This is a genomic window from Chryseosolibacter histidinae (assembly GCF_018598225.1).
Taxonomy (GTDB): domain Bacteria; phylum Bacteroidota; class Bacteroidia; order Cytophagales; family Cyclobacteriaceae; genus Chryseosolibacter; species Chryseosolibacter histidini.
The window spans coordinates 294,506-320,208 of sequence record NZ_JAHESF010000004.1 but is presented as its reverse complement, the minus strand read 5'-3'; the positions used below and the strand labels follow the sequence as shown (position 1 = coordinate 320,208).

Below are 25,703 nucleotides of genomic sequence, written 5' to 3'. Positions count from 1 at the left end.
CCAACTTTAAAATCGTTATGTGTGTTTCGGTGGTTGGTTCAGCAACAACCAGAAAAAACCGATTTCAGAGATGGCCTTTACGAACTTATCAAAATCAACAGGTTTAACGATATAGGCATTGACGCCCAGCTTATAAGATTCTACGATATCACGTTCTTCTTTGGAAGAGGTGAGCACAACAACGGGGATGATCTTTTTGCGATCGTCGGACTTGATCTTTCGCAGCACTTCGATGCCGTCTATCTTGGGCATTTTCAGGTCGAGCAGGATCACCTTCGGGATACCCGTCGTTTTCTCGGAGAAAAGAAAATCGAGGGCTTCCTCCCCATCCTGAAGGTGCAGCAGGTTATTGGCCAGGTTGTGCTTTTTCAGCGCACGAATGGTCAGCCCCGCGTCATCAGGATTATCTTCTACCAAAAGGATCTCTACTGCATTGTTGTTTTCCATCATTATTGAGAATTGTGAAATAAAAAAGTTGTTCCTGAAAAGAGCGTGCGGGACAGTGTAAGCAAACGGCAGGGATCTCTGCCAGCCTTATGGAGTAAAGAACCTGTGAACGCAACATCGCGCGGTTGCTTTGCACCAGCGCTTTCATAATTAAGTAAGAAGAAGCCGCCAGCCAAGAAAGACCAGCTAAAGCGAGTAAAAATCCGATCGGGATCTGTTTATCGAAGTAAAATTCAAGCATGATAGACTACAACACCAAAAAATGGCAGTTGTTAATTAAGCCAACAAAAAAACATTACCTCCAGAATCGTGTTGCCGCCAACGTTAATTGACAGCAATGTAGTGATGGGCTAATTTAAAATTAAAAAAATTGCCCACGTATAATACCTGCTTTTAAAATAAAAACTTACATCATTATTACATAAGTGGCGATACCGTTGATCGCAAGCCGCAACGCAGTGCATACGCTCAAATGCCCACATTTTAACCCCAGAGCCTGGCCAGGTCGAACAACACTGTTTTGACGCTGATCACCACCAGCACCAGCGTGACGATCCATCCTGTTACTTCCATCCACAACGGATGACGATAACTACCCACCAGCTTTCGCTGCCGCACCGCAAGCAGGATCAGCGCAAGCGAGACCGGAAGGATAAATGCATTCAGCGCCCCTACAACGATCAGCACATTGACGGGCCTTCCCACCACTAAAAACACCAGCGCCGATGATACGATAAAAAAAGTGATGATGCCCTGATAGTTTTTTTCAAAGAACGGGTGAAACGTTCGAAGGAAAGATACAGACGTGTAGGCAGACCCCACAACGGAGGTGATGGATGCACACCACAGCACGATGCCGAACACGCGATACCCCACCTGACCTGCTGCGATCTGGAAAACAGAGGCCGCAGGATTAGAAGGGTTAAGCGATGCTCCTGCCATGACCACACCCAACGCCGCGAGGAACAGCAGGATGCGCATAGCCGAAGCCAGCAGGATCGCTTTTACGCTGCTGCGCGATACATCGGCAAGATGCCCCTCTCCCACGATACCGGCATCCAGCAACCGGTGCACGCCGGCAAAACTGATGTAGCCTCCAACCGTGCCGCCCACGAGCACGATAATGGCGGATGAGTCGATCGCTTCAGGAACAAAAGTATGATGAAGCGTGCTGACCAGTGGCGGGTTGGAGCTGACAGCAATGTAGGCCGTTAAGAGGATCATCACACCACCCAGCACTTTTGAAAAAAGGTCGAGCGCTTTTCCGGCTTCCTTGTACCAGAATATGAAGAGCGAGATCAGCACACTGATCATCACGCCAATCCACAGGTCGGTCCCGGCCAGCACCTGGATGCCCATGGCTGCGCCGGCCACGTTACCGATGTTGAAAGCAAGGCCACCGATCACGATCAGGAAGGCCAGCAAATAACCCGAGCCAGGCAGGAGCTTGTTAGAAAGATCCTGTGCGCGCAGGCCTGAGACGCTGATGATGCGCCAGATGTTGAGCTGCACAACGATGTCGAGCAAAACGGAGCAGAGAATGACAAATCCGAAGCTGGTTTTCAGCTGATCGGTGAATACCGTGGTCTGCGTGATGAAACCAGGCCCGATGGCGGAGGTGGCCATAAGGAACGCGGAGCCCAGCAGTACCGAAGAACGGTTAAGTTGTTTTGATGCCGACATGATGCTGTTGGAGTAAATGAACAATGGCGCGGGCAAATGAAAGTGCAGCAGTGCCATCGCCATGAATGCACACCGTCTCCGCCACCACCGGAATATCTTTTCCTGAAACTGAAGTCACTGCCTTATGCTGAACCATGCGCAGCACCTGCCGCGCAGCCTGCTCCGGATCATGGATCATGGCACCAGGTGCAGAACGCGGCGTTAAGGTGCCGTCATCCTGGTACGACCTGTCTGCAAATACTTCACTTGCTGTCTTTAACCCGAGCCGGCTTGCCTCGCTGATCATAACACTTCCTGACAGCCCAACGAAAACAAGATCGTTACCGGCATCTTTCACCGCCCTGGCAATGGCAGAAGCCAGCGCAGCATCTTTGGCCGCTGCATTGTATAAAGCACCGTGTGGTTTCACATGGTGCAGCCTGGCCCCGGCAGCATGTACAAAAGCAGACAACGCGCCGATCTGGTAAAGCACCATGTCATACGCTTCCTGCGGCGACACTTTCATCTCGCGCCGCCCAAAGCCCTGCAGGTCCGGATACCCGGGATGTGCGCCAATGGCGATGTTCCTGTGCACAGCAAGCTCCACCGTTCTGCGCATCACGGCAGGATCGCCACCATGAAAACCACAGGCAACATTCACTGACGACACGTATTCCATCAGGGCTTCATCCTGGCCGATGATATAAGCGCCGAAGCTTTCACCCATATCGCAATTCAGATCGATGCTATAGGTCATAATCACTGAGTTTGTCCAGGCATGCCCGCTGCAGGGCGCGCAATTCCTGTTGAAGTGAAAATAACATTTTTTCGGCATCTGCAACGCTGATCATACGGAGGCGCAGCGATTCGTGGGGTGCCAATTGTGATAATTTTGGAAGATGCGCCGAGATGATGTGACCGATGCGCGGATAACCACCCGTGGTCTGATGATCGGCCATGAGCACCACAAGCTTTCCGGCGGGCAACAACTGGATGGTACCCATGCTCACGCCCGACGACAGAAGCTGTTCCGTGCGCTGCACAGCCAGTGGCTCATGTTGCAGATAACAGCCCATCCTGTCAGACGATGGCGCGATGCTGAAGGGGTCTGAAAGAACCTGCTGCTGTGAGGCCGACGTGAGCCACGACCACTCCCTGCCTTCAACGAAGCAGATGCTACCCATATCGTGATAGACAGGTTGCGCATTCACACGCCATGGAAGGATACGAAGGTCATCATGCGCTTCGGGACCCGGTAGCTGCCGGCGGAAATTCAGCTGATCGTCTTTCTTCAGCGCCCGGCCCTGGAATCCGCCGGCGGAGATCCTCATGTTGGTGCTCCGGCTGCCGAGCCATGGTGTGATCCCAAATCCGCCGCGAACGCTCAGGTAACAACGGTAGCCCCACTGCCTGCGCTGAAAAGTGAGCACAGAATGTTTTTTCACCACCATGGGTTTCCACAAAGGCACCGCTTTTGAATTGATCAACGGCGTGAAATCTGCGCCTGTGATGCTGACGAGGGCATCGCTCGTGAACAACAATTCGCCGGAGGGAAAATGCATTTCCATCACAGCCTCGTCAAGCGCATTTCCCACCAAAATATTGGCGGCCTGTGCTGCATAACGGTCCATGGTACCGGAAGGATTGATGCCCCATTTGCTGTAACCGTGCCTTCCCTGGTCCTGGATGGTGTCCAGTATGCCGGACCTGATCAATTGTATGCTCATGCCCGCTGTCGTGAAAGGTCTTCGAATTCTTTTCTGGTAACAGCGTAGAACCGGACCTCATGCCCAGGCTCCAGGTGTACAGGCGGATCGCTGCCTCTGTCAAACATTTTGAGGGGGGTTCGCCCGATGATCTGCCACCCGCCGGGAGATGACACAGGATAAATGCCTGTCTGAATACCTGCTATGCCTACGCTTCCTGCTTCAACCTGGCGTGGCTGGTCCCTGCGCGGTGCGGCAATAGATGCGTCTACTTCGGCCATGTAAGGGAATCCCGGAAGGAAACCGATCATGAAGATGCGATACACCCGAGCCGTGTGCAGCGTGATCACCTCGGCGGTGCTGAGGTTGCCCAACCTGGCTACATGATCCAGGTCAGGTGCAAATGCCTGATCATAACACACAGGAACTTCCCATCGCTTTTGAGACACATCGGCAGTATGATCTGTACCACGATGGAAAGCTTCCCGGAGCGCTGCAGAAACAAATTCAAAAGCCGTGGATGAATGGGTGGCCTGCCTGAGCTGATACAGGTCATACACTACTGTAAGGGAGCTATAGGCAACAACGATGTCTGTAAGGCCTGGCGGCGGGTGCTGTTCGAGCCAGCGCTTCATGCCCTGGATTCTTTCATGATCTCGCTGCCGGATGCTGTTACCCAAAGAGAAGGTGAGTGCCTGGTCGCCAAGCGGGTAAATGGTAAAGTCTTCCATGCGTGGGGTTTGCGTGTGAAAATAATAAACAACTCCATAACATCGTACGGAAAGTTAAGAGACAGCTGGGCCGCCTGTGGAAAATGATACGCACGCCCCTGCATTCATTAAGCGGTTTAATCACGTTATTGATCTGTATAAATTTCATTTTACAGAATCAGCGGCCTTTAGGAATTCGCCTGATGCCAGACGAAAAAGGCAGCGTTGTAGAAAATGTCAACAATCAGGTGTTACCGGGTGGATATTCAGGCCCAAAATGCAGTTTTAAGCGGGCTGGCAAGCAAATTGGCATAGTACACCCGATAACCAAAAATGATATAAAGATGCCTGTTATGAAAACGAAAACGCTGCAGGCGGTACTGAAGCGTATAGGCGAGGGGTTAAGCATGCTCAGGATCCGGAAGGGATATCAGAATATCACCGATTTCGCCAACGACCATAATCTGCCACTGATCCAGTACTGGAGAATTGAAAAAGGCAAGGCTAACATCACCATTAAAAGCCTTATGAAGCTGCTGGCTATTCACCAGCTCAATCCGGAAGATTTCTTTTGCCTGCTCCGGAACAATGAGCTTTAATAGGGCGGTTATGTGGGGCTATCATATATGATAATAGCCGTTGAAGGGCATTTGCATGGATGAAGCGGTGGCCACATTTTTTTAAGCGACTGTTGAAAATTTTTTAATCATGAGTGGCCATCTCGGCACACGCAGCCTTCGTTGTCAGAGATCAGAAGTGTATGCCCTCAAAACCGCTTACAGGGATCCATACTTCGCTTAACATACAGGGAAAAAAATCCACATCTTATAAGATGTACTCATAAAAAAAGCGGCCCTGGCCGCTTTTAAAATTATCGCAATTGAGTATCAAAAGGCAGCACCCAATTTCCGTTCTGCGTCGATTATGGCTTCTTCCTGCGAGCGATAAAGCTTGATGTCGCCGTTCAGGTCCATCAGAGGTGTTCGCCAAACTCTTCTGTCTTCTTCATCACGGGCAGTGAAGATCACTTTACTGCGTCCGTGCTCTTCTTCAACCGACAATTCTATTCTAAGGTTGCCGATCAGAATTTCCTTCGAAAAAACTTCCATACACTATTTCGTTCCGCACATTAACCGATTTGTAAAACTTTATGCCACCCGATTTTTTCACTTCATCTCAATCGTTGCTTCGGGTTAAGATTTGGAATGACCAAACCATTTACTTTTGTCGCCTTTGACGGTTGTTATTCATAAAAGATAAAGGCGTATGATGGAACGACTAGCAGAAAAAGCCCTCATCACCGAAGCGGACGACATCCTGAAAGCCCTCCGTATCAGCCTTCACCAGGGCAATGTAGTGGGCATCTTCGTGAGGCCGCAAGACAGTAATATGTACCTGACCGCCGTTGAAGATATCTTCATCAGCACAGTCACCGATCAGAAGATCATCGTTCTGAAAAAACTTGATCTTCACGGCAAGCTGTTGCAGCACAATCAACTGCTGCTCGCCAGCATCGAAAAGCTGCGGTTCTTCAACACCTTGTACAAAGACGGACTGAAACGTACGCTGAGAAACATCGCTGCGTCGGACTTCAATACGCTGCTCAGGATCAGAAAAAGAGAATGCAACATCACACTCAACGACCTGAAGATCGTGCTCGTCAAAACACTGGATTCGGGGCATCACATCAGCCTCACGCTCGATGACCAAAGCACTGTTCATGGATACATCAGGGATTTTGACAACAAGCTGGAGCTCATGTATCTCACCGACCGTTTGAATGGCAAGACAACGCGCGCGCTAAAGATCAATACCATCAGCCGGATAGAATTTGAATCCTTCCTCCACTTCAACGGGCTGTCTTCGAAAGTTTTCCATGTTTGCCTGTGATCACTTCCTCCGCTTGTCTTCAGGGTTCGGGGGCGTGTGGGTCAGCTAAAAAACCGCTTCCATCCGGTTGTTGTTCACAGGTTCGTTGTCCGCCAGCAGGTTAGGAAGTTTGATCATGAACGTAGTGCCCTGCCCTATTTCCGATTCGATCTTTATCTCGCCCTTCAGCTTTTCAACCGCTTCTTTTACGATGTACAGTCCGAGGCCCGCACCTTTGTTGGCGTCGGTTCCCCTGAAGAACATATCGAACACTCTTGCTAAATACCGGTCTTCTATGCCGATGCCATTGTCGCGGAACTCGAGCAACGCATGGTCTTTGCTAACGGTAATGGAGATCCTGATAACGGGATTGGATTTGTTCGTATCGTAATACTTGATGGAGTTAGAGATCAGGTTGTTCATGATCACAGACAGCCGGTAGGCATCTGAATAAAAAGGACTTTGCTCATCTACAGTCACCTCATGGGCAATGAGCTGCGATCCGGGCATGAACTGCATCTTCTCGAAATTATCGTTGAGCATTTTTTTCAGGTCGATGCGCTCAACAGTGAGGTTCTGTCTTGCATTGCGCGAGTAATCCAGGATCTCCCTGACAGTTTCATCAAGCTTGTGAATGCTGCTTTCCATCATGGCGAAATACTGATCGAGGGTACTGCTATTGCTGTGGATCTCATGTTTGGCAAGATCGAGCAGTCCCAGCACCGACATCAGGGGCGCGCGCAGATTATGAGACACGCTGTAGACGAAGCTATCCAGCTCTTTGTTGATCTTCTTGAGCTCGGCATTTTGCGACTGAAGCGCCTGCGCCGCTTTTACTTTTGCACGTTCGGCTTCTTTTTGCCTGATGGCATTGGTGATGGCATTGGGCAGACGCGCAAGATTGGATTTGAGCACATAATCGTCTGCTCCCTGTTTGAGGCAGGTAACAGCAAACTCTTCAGACACTGCGCCCGTCACCAGAATAAATGGCATCTGCAGTCCCTTCTTTTTATAGAGCTCGAGCGCTTCCACAGAATTGAACTGCGGCAATGAGTGGTCTGAAAGGATCACATCTGCATTAAAATCTTCAAGCGCCTGGACAAATCCTTCGCGTGTATCTACCTGCCTGATCTCAAATTGCAGCCCCGCTTTTTGCAAAGTTCGCGTGATCAGCTCAACATCCTCTTCCATGTCTTCGAGGCTCAATATTTTCAGCATGCTTTCCATCAGACTTTTTAACGTTTTAATTCCTGCAATATTTAATCGGTAAACATTGTTCCATAGAGAAAAACGGGAATTTACCGGGTGTTTTTTTAGAATTTTTAAGAATGTGGCAGATTATCCCCAATACAGCCGCTTCGTGAGAATTTGCCCCATGTAAGATTTCAACCCACTTTCTGCTGCCAGAACCGGTTACTTTTCCCGGCAAATACCTACTCCGTTGTGCGGGCCCTGGCTGATCAATATAAGAAAACAGCAAAAAGAATTACAGATGTTCTCAATATGCGCTATGTTTTTATTGATTAATGGCAAGGTTATCGTCGAGGCTTGTGAAAGCCCTGACCCGCACGGTTACGCTTGTTCTTTTAGCGGGAAAAAAACGCATGGCAACGGAATGATTTTATGCAGCCAAAAATGTTCATCAAACGCCAGAGAAGGATGCGTATCGCTCATGAAAAATAGTCTGCCGCCAGCTCCTTTTTTCCAGCCAGCCGTCAATGACGATTGCATTCGTAGAGAAAGATTTTAATCTTAAAAGAAAAACGAAATTGCTTTTCATCCGACCCTGAAAAACTTTATATTCACTACACGGTTAGAGAAAAAACCTGACCGGTTTCCCCGCCTGTAGTAGTTGCTGTTTTTTTGTTGTGTTCAACCCAAACCAACACTTATGGAAACTCTTTCCGAGCTTGTTCCTACCGATATCAGCAATAATCAAAAACTTAGTCTCATCATCCGCTCCCGCGCACTCACATTGCAGGGACCCTGGCATCTGGAGGATCAACCCGAAGCCCCCGGCGGGAAAGCAGACATCAGTGGTTTGCCGATAAGTTTTGATTATCTGATCACGTTACAGGATTCTAATAATTTGATCTACCCCGATGACCTGCCATACGTGAAGCACCTGGTTGAAGAGCTGAAGGAAGGCAAATCACTCGACTATCATTTCCGGGTGGTAACGCCGGCGGGAGAAGTAAGACCACTGCACGGGTTTGGCAGTCTTATGCAGCCGGAAAAAGCGGGCCTCGAAAACCAGCAGGCCGGTATAGAAGAATCGGCCCCCGCACCGCAGGCAGCAAGGCTTTACGAAACCAAAGAGCTTCTTCAGAAAACGCTCGACGCCATTCCGCAGATGGTATGGATGACCGATGCTGAAGGCAGGGTTCAGTTCTACAACGACCGGTGGTTTGCTTATACAGGCCTTTCTCCTGAGCAGATCGAGAACTACGCCTTAAAAGATATAGACATCTTTCACCCGAGCCAGGTCAAAGAAGTAATGCCACACATCGAAGCCTGCGTAAGGCTTGGCCTCTCCTATCACGGCGAGATCATGGTGCGCAATTATCAGCATCAATACCGGTGGCAGATCTGTGACATTAAGCCCGTTCATAACGAAACAGGAGAAGTGGAGCGCTGGGTTGGCACCTTCACAGAAGTGCACAATCTCTTCACCAGCGAAAAAGAGCTGAAGGAAAGCAAGGAGCTGACAGAAGCTGCTTTTAATACCACCATATACGGTATCCAGGTATTTGAAAGCGTTTACGACGAATCGCATGAGATCTATGACATGCGATGGAAATATCACAACCGCAAGGCGGAAGAAGTTTTCGGGAGAAACCTCAACGGGAAATACCTGCTGGAGGAGTTTCCCGGAATGGGTACGAACGGCCTGTTCGAAATATTCAAAGAGGTGATCAGGACCGGCAAACCCGCCGAGTTTGAACATCTCTACAATTCTGAAGGTTATTTCAACTGGTTCCATGTTTACGTCACCAATGTGGAAGACACCGTCATCGTCACCTTCCAGGACATCACACAGAGAAAGCGTGAGGAATCGGAACTGCAGGAAAGCAGACACTTTATCCATCAGGTGGCGGATTCCACGCCCGATCTGCTCTACATCACCGACCTCGAAAAAAAGGCGATCGTCTACGTCAATAGGCGCGTAACCGAAATGATGGGCATAGATCAGCAGGATGTAGAAGAAAAAGGAGAAGCGATCTTTGCCGAAGCGCACCATCCGCTGGACCACAAAAAGAAGATGCAGCACATCGCAGACCAGGAGCTGATGGGCGATGACGAGGTGCGGGAAATAGAAGTGAGGCTCAGGATGAGAGACGGCTCATGGCGATGGTTCAGGATCCGCACAAAAGTATTCAAAAGGAAAGCTGATGGCTTAGTGGCGCAAACCATTTCTCTTGCGCAAGACATCCACGATACCAAGAAAGCGCAGGAGCTGATAAATCTTCAGCATCAGTTGGACCGGCAAGCTGCGCGGATCGCCAATATCGGCAATTTTGAATGGAACCTGCAGACGGGCCACGTTACCTGGGCCGAAAATCTTTACAGGATGCTTGGCATGGAGCCCGGCACAACGGAACCCAGCGTTGAACGTTTTATCAACGCCATCCACCCTGATGACCAACAGCGCATGCGGGAAGAAAGCGATATCGTGAGCCATATGGAGGAAGGTCCGCTCAAGGAATACCAGTTCAGGTTGATCGGCGAGGGCGGCACCATCCGCTACATGAGAACGGCAAGCGAGCTCGTTAACAGGGCAGGTGAAAGATCTATTGTGGGCACTGTACGCGATGTCACGGAAGACGTACTGCTTCACCGCGAGCTGGAGGAAAGGGTGAGGTTCATTGAAATGCTCATCGACTCAAGTGTAGACCGGATCATTGTTTTTGATAAGGATCTGAAATTCCTGGTATGGAACAAAGTGTCCGAACAGTATACCAAACTCAGCAGGGAAAAAGTTTTGGGGAAGCATTTGTTCGAGACGTTCCCTTATATCAAGGAAAATAAAAGGCTGCTGGAAGCCACGCACAAGGCACTCGACGGAGAATCCGTATTCCTCGAAGCCGAAGCCAGCTTCTATGAGAACGGCTATTTCGACATCTATTACCTGCCCCTGAAGAACGAGCAGGGCCAGGTGTATGCCGTGCTCAACGTGATCCATGATGTCAGTGAAAAGGTGAAATCGCAGCAGGACCTCGAAGCGCTGAACAGGGCGCTGCATCAGAAGAATCATGAGCTGAAATCGATGAACGAAGAGCTCTCTACCTTCGCCTTTATTGCCAGCCACGACCTGCGCGAGCCGTTGCGAAAGATCGAGCTGTTCAGCGACGCCCTCATGCAGCGTGAACAGGGAAGCCTCTCGGAGAATGGCAAGGAATTCCTGCACAAGATGATCGGCTCCATCCATCGCATGAATACCCTCATCGATGAGATCCTCACCTTCTCACGCGCCAGCGCCGGCACCCCAAAGATGCTGGAGTTCAACCTGAACCAGATCCTGGAGGTAGTAAAAGGTGATCTCGGCGATCTTCTTTCAGAAAGACGGGTAAAGCTCGAGTGCCAGGAGCTTCCTGTGATCTATGGCAACCCGCTTCAATTCTCACAACTGTTGCAGCACCTCATCACCAATGCCATTAAATTTCAGAAGCCAGACAATATTCCCCACATCAGGATCAGCTCGGCGTTCGTGATGGCAGAAGATATCCAGGACCCGTTTGTAGTTCCGCACCAGCGTTATCTGAAAATTGAAGTCAAGGATAACGGCATCGGGTTTGAAGAAAAGTATACAGCCAAAATATTCCAGATGTTCCAACGCCTGCACGGAAGGTCAGAGTTTCCCGGCACCGGTATGGGGCTGGCCATTTGCAAAAAAGTAGTGGACAATCACCACGGCTTCATCGTGGTAAAAAGCAGGCCCGGAGAAGGCGCTGTTTTTACATGTTACTTTCCGATGTTGAAGTGAGTCGTCGGACCACTGGCAGCGCGCATGCACCCGCGCAGTGGTCTGACGACTACTCTTTTTTACAGTCCACCGACGTACATTGTAATGTCTCCCAATTGCGCTTTGAAAATCAGCAGGCAAACTTCTACGCAACACTATTCGTCTGTGGACTGTCGATCGTGGACTGTGGACTCTCTACACCTCTTCCGCGATCCTGTACAAAGGTTTCAGGTCTTTCAGGTTCTCGCCTGAAACTTTCAGGTCGGTGATGACGCCGGTCTTCAGGCTGTAGACCCAGGCATGTACTTTGGGTCCGTTTCGTTCGGCCCACGCATTCTGGATGATGGTGGTTTTCATGAGGCTGTAGGCTTGCTCGATCACGTTGAGCTCTACAAAACGATCCAGTCTTTCCTGGTAATCGGCAATGGCATTGAGCTCATCACGATGGATCCGGTACACGTCTTTGATGAACCTGAGCCAGTTGTCTACCAGACCGAATGCTTTATTCTGCATGGCAGCTTCCACACCGCCACAGCCGTAATGGCCACACACAATAACATGCTCCACTTTTAAAATATTGACAGAATAATCCAGCACGCTTAAAATGTTCATATCAGAATGAACAACCACGTTGGCAATGTTACGGTGTACAAAAATATCACCTGGATTGGTATTGGTGATCTGGTTCGCAGGAACACGACTGTCCGAACAACCTACCCACAATACCTTCGGGCTCTGACCTTTCGAAAGGCGTTCAAAAAACTGCGGATCTTCTTCGTTTTTTTGTTTGACCCACGTACGGTTTCCTTCCAATAGTGATTTATAAACGTCCATAATAATTCGTGTTGAGTAATTTTTACAAGTCCGAAGCATGCACAGCACATAAAAAATGCCGCAAAGCAATCCAGCACTAACGCTGGCTTCGGGGATTTAAAGAATAACAAAATGCAGGGTAGCCTTAGAAGGCTGTGCAACCGTGATCAGCTGCAGGGAAGTGATCAGGCCTCTGGAGGCGGACAAAAAATTTCGAGATGATGCGGAGGAGAGAACCGCTCGTTATGCGCACCCTTTCGTTGCAGTATGAACTCAAAGGAAATCGACTGCTGAAAGAAATAGTGATTGTTCATGAGGTCGACTTCTTCCTCGCTGGCATCACCGCCGGGAGCCTCCTCGCCACCATCGCGTTCTTCTTCAAAACCCGATCTGGCGATGTTTTCCAACAGCTTTGTGTTTTTCAGCTTCAGCGCTGCAGCCTCTGCCAGGAAAAAGCCCATGTTCAGGAAGGTGAGTCCTGCAATGAGAAGCATTACATCGCGAACAAATTTGACCCTGAACAATTTCATATCTGTCAAAAATACATCATTTTTTCAACTATGCCACCCATGGCTTAGCTGTATCAGCCGGATTAACGCCTGTACCCGCTATTCTGTTCGAAATGGCAGATTAGATTTTGGTTAGAAGAGCTGGATAGTCGTCAGACCACTGCGCAAATGCATGCGCGCGGCTAGTGGTCCGACGACTAAAAGAACTCACGCTTGGAGAAACCCTTTGAGGGTTTGCAGGTGCCTGTGCTGATCCACTGTTACTGCCTCCTGAAAAGCCCTCAAAGGGTTGGGCGCTCCTATCGACTTAAATTCTTCCTGCAAACCTGTTGCACTGTATTTTGGCCTACTTTTGGTAAAAATGATCTCATCACACGGATCATCCAGGGGCAGCGCACATTTTTATGGCACACGATCATTCACATTCACACGGGCATCATCATCACCATCATCATGATCATTCGGCTGGAAATATATCAGCTGCTTTCTGGCTCAATACCGTGTTTGCGCTCATCGAAGTTGCAGGAGGTCTTTATACCAACAGCGTTGCCATTCTTTCGGATGCGCTTCATGATTTTGGCGACAGCCTGTCGCTGGGATTGTCATGGTACTTTCAAAAGAAATCGAAGCAGAAACGTGATGCTTCGTTTTCTTATGGTTACCGGCGGTTCTCGTTGCTGGGTGCTATCATCAACTCGCTGGTGCTTGTGATCGGATCGATCTTCATTCTGCGCGAAGCTATCGGCAGGCTTGCGGAGCCGCAGACGCCGGATACGAAGGGAATGCTGCTGCTGGCGGTGATGGGTATTGTTGTGAATGGTGCGGCCATGCTCCGGCTCCAGAAGGGAAAGAGTCTTAACGAGCGGGTGGTGTCGCTTCACTTTATGGAAGATGTGCTGGGCTGGACCGCCGTGCTCATCGGAAGTATTGTGATGATGTTCTTTGATGTTCCTATTCTCGATCCGATCCTGTCTGTTGGCATATCGGTCTTCATTCTTTTCAACGTGTATAAAAACATCAGGTCGCTGCTGCGGATCCTCCTGCAGGGGGTGCCTGAAAATGTAGACGAAGTGGCCATCAAAAAGAAACTGATGACCATTCCGGGGGTAGAAGGCGTTCACGACATCCACGCCTGGTCCATGGACGGGCAGTATAACATCCTGACGCTGCACCTGGTGGTGAATAATACCGTAACTTTCCAGGAAACTGAAAAGATCAAGGGTGAGGCCCGGCATTGCCTGGAGCACCTTCACCTGAACCATATCACCATAGAGACCGAGCAGCTGCAGGCGCATTGCCAGCTCGAAGATTGCTGAAAATCAGGCTTATGAACTTTATTCGCCTGCCCCTGGTTTACCAAACAGGTCACTCATGGTATAAAGCCCGGTTGGCCAACAAATTAGCTTAAAACGCTTGCCTAATACCTGTACCTTAGTGCCTTTTAAGGTATTCAAAATCACTAAAAAACGGCTTTCTGAGCTGTTGAGCCCATTTTCCAATCTTTTGAACCAAACAGAGCCTTAGAACAGGTATACTTGTAAGCACAAATCAGAAAAATGTATGGGTAGACCAGTAACGCGTGAGATCAAATTAAAAGACGGTTTTTACATCGAAGTCCGCAACAAAGGTGCGTTGAAAGGCACCAAGATCAGAAGAGACTCTTATCCCGAAATACAAACAGCCATCCGGCAGTATCAGAACGCTTACAGCGTGAACTACCTGGGCGAGTTCAAGGACGGAAAAAAGAAATAGCGCCCGGATCTATAACTTTTTAAGATAAGCGAGGCTTTGGGGCACCTGAACGCCCACATGGTCGCTTTCGTCTTCGATATAGTAATAGATCACACCGGCTTTTTTGGCTGCTTTCATCACCGCCGGGATATCGATCTGGCCGGTGCCGACAGCTACATCGTTATTTCCGTCGGTTTTGCCTGAGAAATCTCCTTTCACACCTTTCCTGAGATCCTTCACGTGCATGAGCTTCATTCTGTTACCGTGCTTGCGGATGAGGGCGGCGGGATCTGCGCCAGGGAAGAAGGCCCACAAGATGTCGATCTCAAAATTCACGTAAGCCGGATTGGTATTGGCGGCGATAAAATCGAAGTATGTTCCCTTTTCATAAGGCTGAAACTCGTATCCATGGTTATGATAGCAGAACGAGAGGCCGTACTTTTCTTTCAGCGTTTTTCCCGCTGCGTTGAAATCGGCTACAGCCTGCTTCGCGGTTTCGATGGTGAAGCTACCTTCATGCGGGATCCACGCCACCCGCACAAATGACGCCCCGAGTGTTTTGGCATTGTTTCCCACTTCATCGGTCTTGTTCACGAGGTCGGGATAACCCACTCCGAACGAGGTGCAACGGATGCCGCGCTCGTCGAGCAGCTTTCTGAACTCCGCAGCTGTTTTGCCGAACAGATTCGAGATCTCGATGTTGGTGAAGCCCAACGCCTTGATGGTGTCTAACGTGGCGGCTACATCTTTTTGAAAGGACCGCCGGTGGGTATACGAGACTACGCCGAGACGTGTTTCGAGGTACTTGCCGATAGACTGTGCTGCCGTCATGGTTGTAACGAAGGCGAGCATTGCTGGCAATATCAGTTTTTTCATGTTGTTCAATACAATGTTTTTTTGCGATCAGATCTTAGGCTCCCATCCTTTTTCATACTCCCTGCCCCATAATTTCATGGCTTCCTTGTCGTTGAGGATATGTCCGTTAGACGGGTCGCAGGTCAGCACCCTTCCTGTGCGGTAGGCGATGTTGCCGAGCTGCGGAAGCAACGTGGACTTATGGCCTTCTTCGATCGGTGCATTCAGCTTGGCATTGCCGCGGATGGCTTCCACAAAATTGGTGAGGTGTACAAACTCAAGCTTCTCGAACGGGCTCACTTTGTTGGTGGGGTCCATCGGTGTGTCGTCTTTCACTTCCAGCACCACCTTCTTGTTCTCCTTGTCATAAATGCTATAGCTATTGCCGGTGACATACACCAGTGTACCCTGGTCGCCATAGAAGATCACACCACGTCCCGAGCCTTCTGACTCAAAACGGTTGCAGCTTCTGCCTTCCCAGGTGCAGCCTGTGTTGTTCGCAAAATTGTATGTGATGGTTTGTGTATCGGGTGTTTCCCAGTCGTCCTGGAACTGAAAACGTCCGCCGGCTGAAACCACCTTGACGGGATAATCAACGCCAAGGCCCCAGCGGATCACGTCGAGCTCATGCGTACCGTTATTCAGCGCTTCGCCTGTGCCCCAGTGCCAGAACCAGTGCCAGTTATAGTGTACCAGGTTGTCGCGGTATTTTCTGCGCGGTGCGGGTCCCTGCCAGAGATCGAAATTTAGGTTTGCAGGTGGCGCCACCTCTTTGCCTTTACCGATGGATGCGCGCTGGTTGGTGTACCATCCTCTTGCGAAATACACGCGGCCGATAGCACCTTCGCGCAACTTTTTAACGGCATCCTGCACGTTGCTGAACGACCTGCGCTGACTTCCCATCTGCACCAGCTTGTTGTATTTCTGCTGCGCCTTCACCAGCCACTCACCTTCCTGCGGATTGTGGCTGCAAGGTTTCTCAACATACACGTGCTTACCTGCCTGCAAAGCCATAATGGATGCCGGCGTATGCCAGTGATCAGGCGCGGCCACTACCAGCGCATCAAAATCTTTCTTTTCAAGAAGCTTCCGGATATCCGTTACACCCTGCGGCTTTTTACCCGTGATCTTGGCAACACTCTCGATGGTCTTCGCCAGCACGGTTTCATCAACATCGCAGATGTACCCTACTTCCACATCGGGAAGTTTGGCAAAGCTGTTTGCCAGGAACTCACCTCTTCCGTTGGTGCCCATCACCGCCACCACCACCTTGTTGGCCGGTGAGCCCGTAAAAGCAAATACACTTTTCGGGAGGAACATAGACGCTGCCGCAAGGCCGGAGTTGTAAATGAAAGTTTTTCGGTTCATAGGTCAGATTGTTCGGATAAATCGGTTTTGCAAATGCCTGACTCAGCCGTTGCTGAACGTCAATGCCTTCAATAATAATGATTATGATCGATAAGACGCATACCGCATGTAACAAAAAACGGCATTGCCATTTCCGGTACCGTTCCCAAAATCGGTGATCGGGTAATCGGTTACCGGTAATCGGTGTGTCGGTTATCAATAGCACACTGATTACTGATTACCGATTACTGGTTACCGGTTAACCGTTGATTACAAACTGGGACAGGGGCGGATAGTAGAGCAGTTTTTTCCAATCGATATGGAGGATGCGTTGCAAAATATCCTTGAGGTCTGTGTAGGCGGTTGGTTTGATCACATAGAGGTTGGCGCCTTCGCGGTAGCAGAATTCGATCTCGTCGATGCTCTTGAGCGAGCTGTACATGATCACCGGCAGCGCATCGTATTTGTTGTTGGCGCGGATCTCCCGCAGGCACTGGCGGCCGTCTTTGCCTGGCAACATCAGGTCCAGGAACAGGATGTCCGGCACCTTATCTTCCAGCAGACGCACCAGGATATCCCCGTTCCGGGCTCTTGTCAGTACAACTGTGATGGACAGCTCTTCCAGGGCAACTGAAAAAATGTAGTAGTCGTCATCATCATCTTCCGCAATCATCACATGAGGTGAATCACCGTTTGACATTCGCATAGGGCCCTTCGGGTTTAGCCTGTATTTAACTCCAAAAAACTAATGTTGTCCGGTGACTTGTTTTTAGGATCAGAGCGATGCGTTCTTACTAAAAAATAATCAAAAAAGCGGCACAACGTCTCCCCGTTTCGGAAAACCGGCAGACGACCGCATATTATAAATTTGGGGAAATATAAAAAAACCGTGCCAGCGTATTTTTTTGCAGGTTAGGTTTACATATAAGATAATCTTATATGTACAATTGACGATTAAAAATTAACGGTTGAACGACGCTGGAGATCTGAAATCGGAAAAGACGGATTGATGATCGGACAGGACCCGGGAATCCAAAGATTTGTAAAATTGAGACCGTAAATATAAAGCGGCCGCGCTAACGACAACCAGCCATATCGTTGCAAAGTCAATTAATGCGCCGAGTAGCTTATACGTGCCTTCAACCGATTGCATCTCCGTACTGCATGTGTTTGTTTTGCAGTTCCATCTCAAGGCTAAAGATCAAACTTATGCAACGCATGAACAATCAACCTTCGGGTTTCAAGGAGACCAAAGAAGCCATCGTCGAAGTGAAATTATGGGAGGCGTTCCTGCTGTACAACCGGCATAACCTGTACCGTACGCTGTGCACTTACTCGCTTGACAACGCACCTATTGAAAAAGATGCCGATGATCTCGCGACGGTCTCATTCCGTTTTATGGCATGCGACTGGAACAATACGTTGAAAGATCTGCTGAGCGTTCACAACATTCCTGTCATTCAGGAGAAAAGAACATTGACCGAAAAGGCAGCGCTTTGGCATTGAAATCAATTGCCCCGGGTTTAAACCCGGGGCAATTGATCTCAGAGGTTATCTGAAGCGAGCTGCTTTGCAGCGTAGTCTGCTGCTCTTGCTGTCAAGGCCATGTAGGTGAGCGAAGGGTTCTGCGTTGATGTAGAGGTCATGCAGGCTCCGTCGGTGACAAACACATTCTTGCAGGCGTGCAACTGGTTCCATTTGTTGAGCAGTGATGTCTTGGGATCACGCCCCATGCGCACGCCTCCCATCTCGTGAATATCGAGGCCGGGCGCCTGTTTGGAGTCGCTGGTGCGGATGTTGGTGAACCCCGCTTTTGTGTACATCTCTGTGAACTGCTGCAGGAAATCGGCCACCATCTTCTCATCGTTGTCATCGTAGTCTACCGAAATCTTTAGCTGTGGAATGCCCCACGTATCTTTCTTCGCGTCGTCCAGCGCAACGTAATTCGTTTCTTTCGGTATAGTCTCGCCCATCATGTGAGAGCCCACGTCCCAGTTGCCCAGGGAAGGTTTCAGCAGGTTGGCCTTAAGGACTGCGCCCACACCATCGTCACTGTGATCGAGTCGGCGGAATGCGGAGAAACCCGCAGCATAGCCGCGCAGAAAATCGGTCTCCTGCTTAAACACATTCCTGAACCGCGGGATGTAACATCCGTTGGGCCGGTTGCCATATTTTGTAAAATTCCCGAAGCCTTCGTATTCGGCCGAGATCCTTGCGCGGTAATTATGGAAAGCAACAAACTTGCCGAGCAGGCCGTTGTCGTTGCCCAGGCCTTTCGGGAATCTTGACGAAGTTGAGTTGAGCAGAATGAGGTTGGTATTCAACGCGGCCGCATTTACAAAAATGATGCGTGCGAAATATTCTGTAGTCTCTTTTGTTTTTGCATCGATCACCCTCACACCGGAAGCACGCTGCGCATTTTCATCATAAATAATGGAATGCACTACAGAGTCAGGTTTCAGGGTAACGTTGCCGGTGCGCAATGCCCAGGGAATGGTTGATGCGTTGCTGCTGAAATATCCTCCGAAAGGACAACCACGCTGGCACAAATTACGGTGCTGGCATGTGCCCCGCCCCTGCTGTTTGTGCACCTCCTGTGCTTCCGTGATGTGCGCACATCGCCCGATGATCACATGACGATCTTTGTAGAGGCTTGCTACTTTTCCCTTGAAGAAGTCCTCCACACAGGTCATCTGCATCGGCGGAAGGAACTCGCCATCGGGAAGCTGCGGAAGGCCATCTTTATTGCCCGAGATGCCGACAAATTTTTCGACGTAGCTGTACCACGGATCGATGTCTTTGTACCGGATAGGCCAGTCAACGGCAAAGCCATCACGCGCCGGTCCTTCGAAATCAAAATCACTCCAGCGTTGGGTCTGCTTGCCCACAGCAGCGATTTTCCGCCCACCTGGTAGCCGCGGATCCAATCGAACGGTTTCTCCTGGGTATACGGATGCTCGTCGTCTTTCACAAAAAAATGCGCTGCATCCTCCCGGAAGGCGTAACACTTGCTCACAACAGGGTTTGCCTTCTGGATCTCCAGCGGGATCTGCCCCCGGTGCTCGAACTGCCACGGCGGCATGCTGGTGGTGGGGTAATCTACTCCGTGTTTTACATCCCTTCCCCTTTCCAGCACCAATGTTTTCAGGCCTTTCTCCGCCAGCTCTTTTGCAGCCCAACCTCCGCTGATACCCGAACCGATGACGATCGCATCGTAGGTCTGCTGTTGTTTTCCTTTGATATTCAGGTTACTCATCCCAGGATCGTTTTATAGTCGTTAGCATCTTTGATCTCCACACAGCCTTCGAATCGTCCGGGGATCATGTTGTAATACAGTTGTTCGGTCAGCACATATTCAGAAGTGATATAGCCCTTGATGGTGAGATCTCTTGTTATGGAATAGAAGGTATTGACAGGTTCCTGTTTCCCGTCTTTATTATCGCCCGTTTTCGCCAGCTCCAGTTGCCTGAGCAGGTCTTCTCTTTGCTGCTTGCTGAGCGCCATAAACGAATCTCCGGTTTCTGCCTCCGCCATTTTCGAAAACGCAGCAAGGCCGGCGCTGAACTTCTGTTGCTGCTCCGGTTCATAGCAATCGTCAACCATGCGCAGCACAAATTGATGCAGCTTCAGGTCTTTCGCCCCGGGTGTTTCCGTAGCGGGAATGATGGTCTCGGTTATTTCAGCGAGCAGTGATTCATCATCGCCGGAGATCTTTAAATTTTTCAGGACCAGGGTGGTCTCTGTGAGGTTTCTGACGCAGGCGGGCAACAATGCAGCACCTCCTGCCGCAAGCATCAGTTGTTTAAGGGCTGTTCTTCTTAACATATTGGACCGGGCGAAATCTTAAAGAATGGACAAAGTAGTCATATCAATTCAATAACCAAAAATCGGCAATCAAATTGAGGATCACTACACGGGGAACAGGCGGCACATGACAATACAGACTCAGCGCGTATGAGTGCCCGTTCGCAGAAAATCACAAGAATGTTAGCGCGGGTTATTTTTTTGCCTCGTCAACCTTTTTCGGTTCTTCGCCGGCTTCTTCAAAGTCCCTCTTCACGTCGTTAAGACCGCTTTTGAATTCGCGGACGCCTTTTCCGAGGCCTTTCATAAAATCAGGAATTTTTTTGGCTCCAAAGAAAATGAGCACAAAAAGGCCGATGACAAGAAGCTCCTGCATGCCAACGCCTCCAAGAAATAACAAAGTTGCTTTCATCGCGATAGAAATTTATTGAATAACGTACTTCAGCGGGTAAAAAGCATGGCAACTGCTTTAAAAGGTATTATTTGTGCGTTAAATGGATGATGGGATGGATGGTGTTACGGGGGAGTGTGAACCCATTTTAGAATTGGCCGGTTGAGAAGAGTCCATAGTCAATGGTCCATAGTCCATGGCAGGACCGGCAAGGCTGACAAAGGCACGGCTTCGTTCTTTCGAACATGACACCGCTCTCTGGATAAACACCAGACGACCATTGACCATGAACTATAGACTGTTTACGTTCTTCGCAGCACAAGCGTGCGTCTGTTGCTCAGCAATTCTTTCAAATCGTTGCCCACTGCATCTGTTTTTGTTGCGTGTCGATAGGCGGCTTCATCGCGATAGCCGGTGATCACTATCAGCAGGTTCGGGTCCTGGATCACAGGAAGCCGTGGAAAATCGTTCGTGTTCATTTCGCTCACCCACAGCGAGGATTCCAGGCCCTGCGATACCAGTGAGGGAAGATACGCTGAACGAAATACCGAGATAAGGTCTTCAAGACGATGACCGTGCGCGGTATAATAATCTATGACAACTAAATTTGACGAAGCGAGAAACGTGCTGTGCCGGGTTTCGGCGAGCGGTCGTACGAGGTGTACGTTATCTACTTCCAGCATCATTTCATTTGCTCCCGGGCCGAAGCTTTTCCACGCGGGGCTTCCGCCATAGAAGGAAGGCAGGAATTTGCTTCTCGTCAGCATATCATTGAAACCGCGCATCCAGAAAAATCTGTCGTCTTCACCTGTAATGGCGAATCGTCCCAGTACATATCCCCCCATCACCTGCTGCGAGGTCATAAAGTGCTCGGAAAAGTAGCGGTTGAATTTTTCGCGCATTCCTGTTTTCAGCAGGTAGTTGCGCAGCTCCAGCACCCGGATGGTGTCATCCTCTGTTGTGCTCAAATGTCCGGTATCCTCAGATCCCCTGTGATGAGATCTTACGACAGGCAATGATTCACCAAAACCGAATGGGCTCAGCGCCGAAAATCCCAAAAAGGAAGTGCTCACGTGAAGAAATTTTTTTCTTGTTACTTTGCTGTGCATCGCGAAGAAATTACTTTCAAAAGTAACATGGGTGATTGGCGCGGGAGCTTTCAATTTTAAGGTATTAACAACGTTTCACTTTCATTTATAAGTTTTTTTATGGATCGCAGATCAAAAGCAATGGACGACCTCGACTGGCGCATACTGGAAGAGCTTCAGCAGAATGCAAGGATCTCTGCCTCTGAGATCGGCAGGCGTGTTGGTCTCACGGCACCTGCTGTGGCCGAGCGCATCTCCAGGATGGAAGAAGAAGGGCTGATCCAGGGCTACCGTACGGTGATCGACTACGATAAGATCGGCCTGACCGTGCGTGTCTTTATCAACTTCAAATCAACGGCGCTCAAACACGCAGAGGTAGTGAAGCTGATCAGCACCATGCCAGAGATCACAGAATGGTACACCGTTACCGGCGACTGCTGCATGTTGCTGAAAGTTGCTGTTGCCACTACAAAAGAGCTGGAGCTTTTTCTCGAGAAGCTCGGGAAATACGGAGAGACTGCGACGTCTATTATTTTGTCAGGGAATCCGGAGCCTAGAGTAGTAGTAAGGAGTAAGAAGTAAGGAGTAAGGAGACGCACAGATCGAAAATTATCCTCCTCCTTACTACTTACTCCTTAATTCTTACTCCTTTTCTGTGTGCGTGCACACCCCGTAAAGCGCCGATAGCTCTGCTTCGAAAAAAAGTTACTACAGGTTGTAGAATTATTCTACAGCAGGAAGGAAACGGCAAATTGCAGCGGCTATCTTGATAGACAAATATGACCATACGAAGGCAGGTGTTACCATAAGTCGGAAAAACCGTAAGCGCGCTGCTATGAGGCATGGTTTTGCGAGCTTACGGCGCATAGTGTGGTATATATTGTTAACTAAAGTTATCGCTTATGACTATCCTATATGCTGATGATGACCATGATGACCGCGAGCTGATGTCTGAGGCATTGCAGAAGGTCGACCCGTCCATTTCATGTTTAACAGCCAACGATGGTCAGAATGTGCTCGACATTCTCAACGAAAGCAGCGATCTGCCCGATTACATTTTCCTGGATGTTAACATGCCTGTTATGGATGGCAAAAAATGTCTCGTAGCACTTAAGAAAGACCAAAGGCTTCGCGATATCCCTGTTGTGATCTATTCAACAACCACTGACAACACCGAGATCAAACAGTTGTATAACCTGGGCGCTTCTTCTTTTATTCAGAAGCCCAACAATTTCAGTGACCTTTGTTCAGCACTTAACATGTTTGTAAGACTGGTTGAAACCAGTAGGCAGTAGGCAAAGCCCGATAAATCGGGGCAGTAGGCAACGGTAATCCACGGCCTTCAAGGGTACTGTTTCAAATGTCAATTAAGAAACCGGTACCTGTCAGTCGTCACTCCCGTTGCCTACTGCCGTTTTTGCCTACTGCCTACTATTCTTTGATGATCTTCCGTGTTCTCACAACCCTACCGATAGCGGCGCGGAGAATGTATTCACCTGCGGGAAAGGGTGAGAGGTCCACCTCCGTAGAACGGTTCGTTTGGGCTGCCTGCTGAAGCACACGTTCGCCTTTTACGTTTAGAAATTCAAGCTGCACGGCTTCATTGCGTGGCAACGCGATGAGCACATTCAATTTGCTCTTCACGGGGTTTGACCAGATCTTGAATTCCGGCTCAAACATGCCGTCGGGCTCGCCCGAGAACTCTTCCCCCGAGCTGACGTTGGTACGCAACCGTGCGCCGGGATCGGTATAAGACACCACCTCGCTTTGCTTCACATACACCGCATACCCTCTGGGTGGTGCAGAAACATAAACACGACCATCGGCCTGCACTACCGCGGTCTGTGCCGTGTTAAAAGCGTTCACCAGGGTTTGTCCGCTCCAGCTTGCCCATCCCGCAGGTGAGGAATCTACCCAAAGGCCTTTGGTCTGTGTATCGTGGTTATTGATCACAACAATGGCACCGCTCTTGGTACCATTGCCGGCCCGGCGTGCAACATAGACGTTGTAAGCATCGGCAGAAGGATAAGGATTGCCAACCTCACTCAGTACAGTAAGGGTTCCGCCAAGATACGTTCTCCTGGCGAACATCAGCTTTCTAAGGTCGAGGCCAAGGTTCGGGTCAGGTGTCACCGTCAGCGCTGCGTTATGCGCATCTACCATCACATCGCCAAAATAGTGGTTATAAAATACGCAGGGGCGGCCTTCGTGCGTGAGGATATAGGCATAGCCCATCTTCCAGTCTTTGGTGATCCACTTGTCGTGCTCTTTTCCCGTATCGTGGTTATCGAGCCAGGTGACCACCGAGGTTCCGGGCAGGGCGTTACCACCGCTATTGCGTACCATACCGGCGTGGTTGAGCCATCGCATATCGAAACCGCTACCGTTACCGTTGCACATGCCGGTGAGCGACGACTTGAGGGGAAAATCGAATCCATCAACATCGGCACCATAAGAGGCCACGGCATTTACCCAGTTTTTGATGCGGTAGTCGGCACCCCAGTATTCACCTACAATAAAACGCTGGCTTCCACTCTTGAGCGGGAGGTTGTTCACCCAGGCAGCAACGTATTCTTCCTGGAAGCCGCGTACAAAATCCAGGCGGAAACCGTCAAAGCCGATCTGGTTGGCAAGCCACACGCCCCAGGCCTGGTAGCGCTGCCGCACCGTGGTGCTGAAGGTGTTGAGGTCGTTGCCGAAGAACTTGGTATTGGTGATGATCTCGTCAGAGCCCGGGTATCCCAGCCAGTCTGTATTATTCACGGGGTGAAAATCGCCGTAACCCCATGAGAAGTTGGCTTCTCCCGTGCCCGTATGGTTCACATAGTTGATATTGGTGTTGGTGTGGGCTTCCAGCTGCGTGGTAGCCGCAATGTTGGTGCTTCCGGACCAGATGAACTTGGGGTAATAACCGTTGGTCTGATCGGCCCAGGCCCACTCCCACGGACTGGCTATTTCCCGGCGCGCCGTCAGTCTGATGATGACATCGCGTGTGCTGGCCACAGTAATTTTGAACTCGTCAAAATCGTTTACCTCCACATGGCCACGCACGGTGTTGCCCGAAGCGGGAAACACGTTAAAATTTCCACTTCCGTTGTTGGGCTCGCTTTCCCATGAAAAGGTGGAGTTGAAACCGGTGCCGGCGTAATCGATCTGCAGGTCGTATCCCCGTTCCACTTTAGCCGTGCTGGCAAGGTGATAGCCATGGATCTGGATGTAATAATCACCGGGCGCAGCGTTTTTGATCACCCATTTTATTTCGTTGGTGGGATAAGGCGAGTACTGCTGACCATTGCGGAACGCCTGATCGAACACATACTGTTTCACTGCCGGGTTCGACTGGTCTTCGGCATCGCCTGTATACAGGTGGTTCAGCACGATGTCGGCATACACGTCTATGCCATCAGTATGCAGGGTGCTGATCATCTGCTCGAGCTCCGTGCGCGAGCCGAAACGTGTTTCCACAGTGCCCTTCTGGTTATAATTACCGAGATCGTAGGGATCGAAGATGCCGTAGCCCATGTCATAGATACCGAAGTTTCCCTTGGCGGGAGATGGCACCCAAATACCTTTGATACCGGCGTTTTTCAGGACGGTTGATTTGTTTTTTAGGTTGGTCCACCAGCTTCCGTTCTTGGCTACAGCGTCTACCGGCACATCCCAGTAAAAACCCTGCATCATCACATCATTTTGTGCCCATACCCGCGCAGGCAGCAGGGCGGCAAGTAACAACAGCGTTGTCAGTAAATTTCTGGTCGTCATAAAGGATTGATTTGATTGTGACCAAAAATCGAAACCGCCGTGGTTC

Annotated in this window: 26 protein-coding genes and 1 pseudogene; 8 read left to right on the top strand and 19 right to left on the bottom strand. The window is 49.8% G+C overall.

Features of this window, described 5'->3' with window-relative positions; all coding sequences use genetic code 11:
• Positions 1 to 15 precede the first annotated feature (15 nt).
• The 6 genes from KK083_RS06235 to pxpB all read right to left on the bottom strand — a co-directional run bounded on the left by KK083_RS06235 (position 16) and on the right by pxpB (position 4,546).
• On the bottom strand, positions 16 to 450 hold the full coding sequence (locus KK083_RS06235) for a response regulator (protein WP_254161745.1): 435 nt from the start codon (positions 448 to 450) through the stop codon (positions 16 to 18).
• Entirely contained in the window at positions 404 to 688 is a 285-nt protein-coding gene (locus tag KK083_RS06230; RefSeq protein ID WP_254161744.1) for a hypothetical protein, read from the bottom strand. Before KK083_RS06230 ends, KK083_RS06235 begins: the two co-directional genes overlap by 47 nt.
• Before the next feature lie 242 nt (positions 689 to 930).
• Complete coding sequence (locus KK083_RS06225) at positions 931 to 2,187, bottom strand: NRAMP family divalent metal transporter (protein WP_254161743.1); 1,257 nt, start codon at positions 2,185 to 2,187, stop codon at positions 931 to 933.
• Positions 2,108 to 2,866 (bottom strand): LamB/YcsF family protein, encoded by a 759-nt coding sequence (locus tag KK083_RS06220; RefSeq protein WP_254161742.1) that lies wholly within the window; start codon positions 2,864 to 2,866, stop codon positions 2,108 to 2,110. Before KK083_RS06220 ends, KK083_RS06225 begins: the two co-directional genes overlap by 80 nt.
• Positions 2,856 to 3,836 carry a 5-oxoprolinase subunit C family protein gene (locus KK083_RS06215; RefSeq protein ID WP_254161741.1) on the bottom strand — a complete coding sequence of 327 codons (981 nt, stop codon included), beginning with the start codon at positions 3,834 to 3,836 and terminating at the stop codon, positions 2,856 to 2,858. The genes KK083_RS06220 and KK083_RS06215 overlap by 11 nt, the downstream gene beginning before the upstream one ends.
• A complete protein-coding gene (pxpB, locus tag KK083_RS06210) occupies positions 3,833 to 4,546 on the bottom strand; it encodes a 5-oxoprolinase subunit PxpB (RefSeq protein WP_254161740.1) in 714 nt (237 codons plus the stop codon). The genes KK083_RS06215 and pxpB overlap by 4 nt, the downstream gene beginning before the upstream one ends.
• A gap of 332 nt (positions 4,547 to 4,878) precedes the next feature.
• Between pxpB and KK083_RS06205 the strand changes: the two genes are divergently transcribed.
• Positions 4,879 to 5,124 (top strand): XRE family transcriptional regulator, encoded by a 246-nt coding sequence (locus KK083_RS06205; protein WP_254161739.1) that lies wholly within the window; start codon positions 4,879 to 4,881, stop codon positions 5,122 to 5,124.
• Positions 5,125 to 5,412: 288 nt separating this feature from the next.
• On the opposite strand, the gene KK083_RS06200 is transcribed toward KK083_RS06205, so the two are convergent.
• A complete protein-coding gene (locus KK083_RS06200) occupies positions 5,413 to 5,634 on the bottom strand; it encodes a hypothetical protein (protein WP_254161738.1) in 222 nt (73 codons plus the stop codon).
• A gap of 157 nt (positions 5,635 to 5,791) precedes the next feature.
• Between KK083_RS06200 and KK083_RS06195 the strand changes: the two genes are divergently transcribed.
• Positions 5,792 to 6,415 carry a hypothetical protein gene (locus KK083_RS06195; protein WP_254161737.1) on the top strand — a complete coding sequence of 208 codons (624 nt, stop codon included), beginning with the start codon at positions 5,792 to 5,794 and terminating at the stop codon, positions 6,413 to 6,415.
• A gap of 45 nt (positions 6,416 to 6,460) precedes the next feature.
• Here the strand turns inward: KK083_RS06195 and KK083_RS06190 are convergent, their stop codons facing one another.
• Positions 6,461 to 7,612, bottom strand: coding sequence for a sensor histidine kinase (locus tag KK083_RS06190; protein WP_254161736.1), 1,152 nt, complete (start codon positions 7,610 to 7,612; stop codon positions 6,461 to 6,463).
• Between the two features lie 354 nt (positions 7,613 to 7,966).
• A complete protein-coding gene (locus KK083_RS06185; protein WP_254161735.1) occupies positions 7,967 to 8,125 on the bottom strand; it encodes a hypothetical protein in 159 nt (52 codons plus the stop codon).
• A gap of 160 nt (positions 8,126 to 8,285) precedes the next feature.
• Here KK083_RS06185 and KK083_RS06180 point away from each other — a divergent pair, with 160 nt between their 5' ends.
• Positions 8,286 to 11,378 carry a PAS domain-containing protein gene (locus KK083_RS06180; RefSeq protein ID WP_254161734.1) on the top strand — a complete coding sequence of 1,031 codons (3,093 nt, stop codon included), beginning with the start codon at positions 8,286 to 8,288 and terminating at the stop codon, positions 11,376 to 11,378.
• A gap of 174 nt (positions 11,379 to 11,552) precedes the next feature.
• Here KK083_RS06180 and can read toward each other — a convergent pair whose 3' ends face one another.
• Together can and KK083_RS06170 are read right to left on the bottom strand one after the other, a co-directional pair.
• On the bottom strand, positions 11,553 to 12,191 hold the full coding sequence (can, locus tag KK083_RS06175) for a carbonate dehydratase (protein ID WP_254161733.1): 639 nt from the start codon (positions 12,189 to 12,191) through the stop codon (positions 11,553 to 11,555).
• 164 nt (positions 12,192 to 12,355) lie between these two features.
• Entirely contained in the window at positions 12,356 to 12,709 is a 354-nt protein-coding gene (locus tag KK083_RS06170; RefSeq protein WP_254161732.1) for a hypothetical protein, read from the bottom strand.
• Positions 12,710 to 13,083: 374 nt separating this feature from the next.
• On the opposite strand from KK083_RS06170, the gene KK083_RS06165 reads away from it, so the two are divergent.
• Positions 13,084 to 13,995: a cation diffusion facilitator family transporter gene (locus tag KK083_RS06165; RefSeq protein ID WP_254161731.1), complete on the top strand. Its 912-nt coding sequence runs from the start codon at positions 13,084 to 13,086 to the stop codon at positions 13,993 to 13,995.
• A gap of 244 nt (positions 13,996 to 14,239) precedes the next feature.
• Positions 14,240 to 14,431 carry a hypothetical protein gene (locus KK083_RS06160; protein WP_254161730.1) on the top strand — a complete coding sequence of 64 codons (192 nt, stop codon included), beginning with the start codon at positions 14,240 to 14,242 and terminating at the stop codon, positions 14,429 to 14,431.
• A gap of 9 nt (positions 14,432 to 14,440) precedes the next feature.
• Here the strand turns inward: KK083_RS06160 and KK083_RS06155 are convergent, their stop codons facing one another.
• The 3 genes from KK083_RS06155 to KK083_RS06145 form a co-directional block, all read right to left on the bottom strand.
• Positions 14,441 to 15,286 (bottom strand): sugar phosphate isomerase/epimerase family protein, encoded by an 846-nt coding sequence (locus KK083_RS06155; protein WP_254161729.1) that lies wholly within the window; start codon positions 15,284 to 15,286, stop codon positions 14,441 to 14,443.
• Between the two features lie 27 nt (positions 15,287 to 15,313).
• Complete coding sequence (locus tag KK083_RS06150; RefSeq protein ID WP_254161728.1) at positions 15,314 to 16,633, bottom strand: Gfo/Idh/MocA family protein; 1,320 nt, start codon at positions 16,631 to 16,633, stop codon at positions 15,314 to 15,316.
• Positions 16,634 to 16,871: 238 nt separating this feature from the next.
• On the bottom strand, positions 16,872 to 17,318 hold the full coding sequence (locus tag KK083_RS06145; protein WP_254161727.1) for a response regulator: 447 nt from the start codon (positions 17,316 to 17,318) through the stop codon (positions 16,872 to 16,874).
• Between the two features lie 512 nt (positions 17,319 to 17,830).
• Between KK083_RS06145 and KK083_RS06140 the strand changes: the two genes are divergently transcribed.
• Positions 17,831 to 18,118, top strand: coding sequence for a hypothetical protein (locus KK083_RS06140; protein WP_254161726.1), 288 nt, complete (start codon positions 17,831 to 17,833; stop codon positions 18,116 to 18,118).
• Between the two features lie 38 nt (positions 18,119 to 18,156).
• Here the strand turns inward: KK083_RS06140 and KK083_RS06135 are convergent.
• The 4 genes and pseudogenes from KK083_RS06135 to KK083_RS06120 all read right to left on the bottom strand — a co-directional run bounded on the left by KK083_RS06135 (position 18,157) and on the right by KK083_RS06120 (position 21,775).
• A pseudogene (locus KK083_RS06135) lies at positions 18,157 to 19,868 on the bottom strand (GMC oxidoreductase).
• Entirely contained in the window at positions 19,865 to 20,437 is a 573-nt protein-coding gene (locus KK083_RS06130; protein WP_254161725.1) for a gluconate 2-dehydrogenase subunit 3 family protein, read from the bottom strand. Before KK083_RS06130 ends, KK083_RS06135 begins: the two are co-directional and overlap by 4 nt.
• 172 nt (positions 20,438 to 20,609) lie before the next feature.
• On the bottom strand, positions 20,610 to 20,828 hold the full coding sequence (locus tag KK083_RS06125) for a Sec-independent protein translocase subunit TatA/TatB (RefSeq protein ID WP_254161724.1): 219 nt from the start codon (positions 20,826 to 20,828) through the stop codon (positions 20,610 to 20,612).
• Positions 20,829 to 21,109: 281 nt separating this feature from the next.
• Complete coding sequence (locus tag KK083_RS06120) at positions 21,110 to 21,775, bottom strand: hypothetical protein (protein ID WP_254161723.1); 666 nt, start codon at positions 21,773 to 21,775, stop codon at positions 21,110 to 21,112.
• A 240-nt stretch (positions 21,776 to 22,015) separates the two neighbouring features.
• Between KK083_RS06120 and KK083_RS06115 the strand changes: the two genes are divergently transcribed.
• Both KK083_RS06115 and KK083_RS06110 read left to right on the top strand, forming a co-directional pair.
• Complete coding sequence (locus tag KK083_RS06115; RefSeq protein ID WP_254161722.1) at positions 22,016 to 22,477, top strand: Lrp/AsnC family transcriptional regulator; 462 nt, start codon at positions 22,016 to 22,018, stop codon at positions 22,475 to 22,477.
• Between the two features lie 320 nt (positions 22,478 to 22,797).
• Positions 22,798 to 23,190: a response regulator gene (locus KK083_RS06110; protein ID WP_254161721.1), complete on the top strand. Its 393-nt coding sequence runs from the start codon at positions 22,798 to 22,800 to the stop codon at positions 23,188 to 23,190.
• 136 nt (positions 23,191 to 23,326) lie between these two features.
• On the opposite strand, the gene KK083_RS06105 is transcribed toward KK083_RS06110, so the two are convergent.
• Positions 23,327 to 25,657 carry an alpha-amylase domain-containing protein gene (locus KK083_RS06105; protein ID WP_254161720.1) on the bottom strand — a complete coding sequence of 777 codons (2,331 nt, stop codon included), beginning with the start codon at positions 25,655 to 25,657 and terminating at the stop codon, positions 23,327 to 23,329.
• Positions 25,658 to 25,703 lie beyond the last annotated feature (46 nt).

Excerpts from the sequence above, each read along its gene's own strand:
- KK083_RS06235 (WP_254161745.1), bottom strand. The coding sequence starts at position 450 with ATGATGGAAAACAACAATGCAGTAGAGATCCTTTTGGTAGAAGATAAT.
- KK083_RS06230 (WP_254161744.1), bottom strand. The coding sequence starts at position 688 with ATGCTTGAATTTTACTTCGATAAACAGATCCCGATCGGATTTTTACTC.
- KK083_RS06225 (WP_254161743.1), bottom strand. The coding sequence starts at position 2,187 with ATGGCACTGCTGCACTTTCATTTGCCCGCGCCATTGTTCATTTACTCC.
- KK083_RS06220 (WP_254161742.1), bottom strand. The coding sequence starts at position 2,866 with ATGACCTATAGCATCGATCTGAATTGCGATATGGGTGAAAGCTTCGGC.
- KK083_RS06215 (WP_254161741.1), bottom strand. The coding sequence starts at position 3,836 with ATGAGCATACAATTGATCAGGTCCGGCATACTGGACACCATCCAGGAC.
- pxpB (WP_254161740.1), bottom strand. The coding sequence starts at position 4,546 with ATGGAAGACTTTACCATTTACCCGCTTGGCGACCAGGCACTCACCTTC.
- KK083_RS06205 (WP_254161739.1), top strand. The coding sequence starts at position 4,879 with ATGAAAACGAAAACGCTGCAGGCGGTACTGAAGCGTATAGGCGAGGGG.
- KK083_RS06200 (WP_254161738.1), bottom strand. The coding sequence starts at position 5,634 with ATGGAAGTTTTTTCGAAGGAAATTCTGATCGGCAACCTTAGAATAGAA.
- KK083_RS06195 (WP_254161737.1), top strand. The coding sequence starts at position 5,792 with ATGATGGAACGACTAGCAGAAAAAGCCCTCATCACCGAAGCGGACGAC.
- KK083_RS06190 (WP_254161736.1), bottom strand. The coding sequence starts at position 7,612 with ATGCTGAAAATATTGAGCCTCGAAGACATGGAAGAGGATGTTGAGCTG.
- KK083_RS06185 (WP_254161735.1), bottom strand. The coding sequence starts at position 8,125 with ATGCAATCGTCATTGACGGCTGGCTGGAAAAAAGGAGCTGGCGGCAGA.
- KK083_RS06180 (WP_254161734.1), top strand. The coding sequence starts at position 8,286 with ATGGAAACTCTTTCCGAGCTTGTTCCTACCGATATCAGCAATAATCAA.
- can (WP_254161733.1), bottom strand. The coding sequence starts at position 12,191 with ATGGACGTTTATAAATCACTATTGGAAGGAAACCGTACGTGGGTCAAA.
- KK083_RS06165 (WP_254161731.1), top strand. The coding sequence starts at position 13,084 with ATGGCACACGATCATTCACATTCACACGGGCATCATCATCACCATCAT.
- KK083_RS06160 (WP_254161730.1), top strand. The coding sequence starts at position 14,240 with ATGGGTAGACCAGTAACGCGTGAGATCAAATTAAAAGACGGTTTTTAC.
- KK083_RS06155 (WP_254161729.1), bottom strand. The coding sequence starts at position 15,286 with ATGAAAAAACTGATATTGCCAGCAATGCTCGCCTTCGTTACAACCATG.
- KK083_RS06150 (WP_254161728.1), bottom strand. The coding sequence starts at position 16,633 with ATGAACCGAAAAACTTTCATTTACAACTCCGGCCTTGCGGCAGCGTCT.
- KK083_RS06145 (WP_254161727.1), bottom strand. The coding sequence starts at position 17,318 with ATGCGAATGTCAAACGGTGATTCACCTCATGTGATGATTGCGGAAGAT.
- KK083_RS06140 (WP_254161726.1), top strand. The coding sequence starts at position 17,831 with ATGAACAATCAACCTTCGGGTTTCAAGGAGACCAAAGAAGCCATCGTC.
- KK083_RS06130 (WP_254161725.1), bottom strand. The coding sequence starts at position 20,437 with ATGTTAAGAAGAACAGCCCTTAAACAACTGATGCTTGCGGCAGGAGGT.
- KK083_RS06125 (WP_254161724.1), bottom strand. The coding sequence starts at position 20,828 with ATGAAAGCAACTTTGTTATTTCTTGGAGGCGTTGGCATGCAGGAGCTT.
- KK083_RS06115 (WP_254161722.1), top strand. The coding sequence starts at position 22,016 with ATGGATCGCAGATCAAAAGCAATGGACGACCTCGACTGGCGCATACTG.
- KK083_RS06110 (WP_254161721.1), top strand. The coding sequence starts at position 22,798 with ATGACTATCCTATATGCTGATGATGACCATGATGACCGCGAGCTGATG.
- KK083_RS06105 (WP_254161720.1), bottom strand. The coding sequence starts at position 25,657 with ATGACGACCAGAAATTTACTGACAACGCTGTTGTTACTTGCCGCCCTG.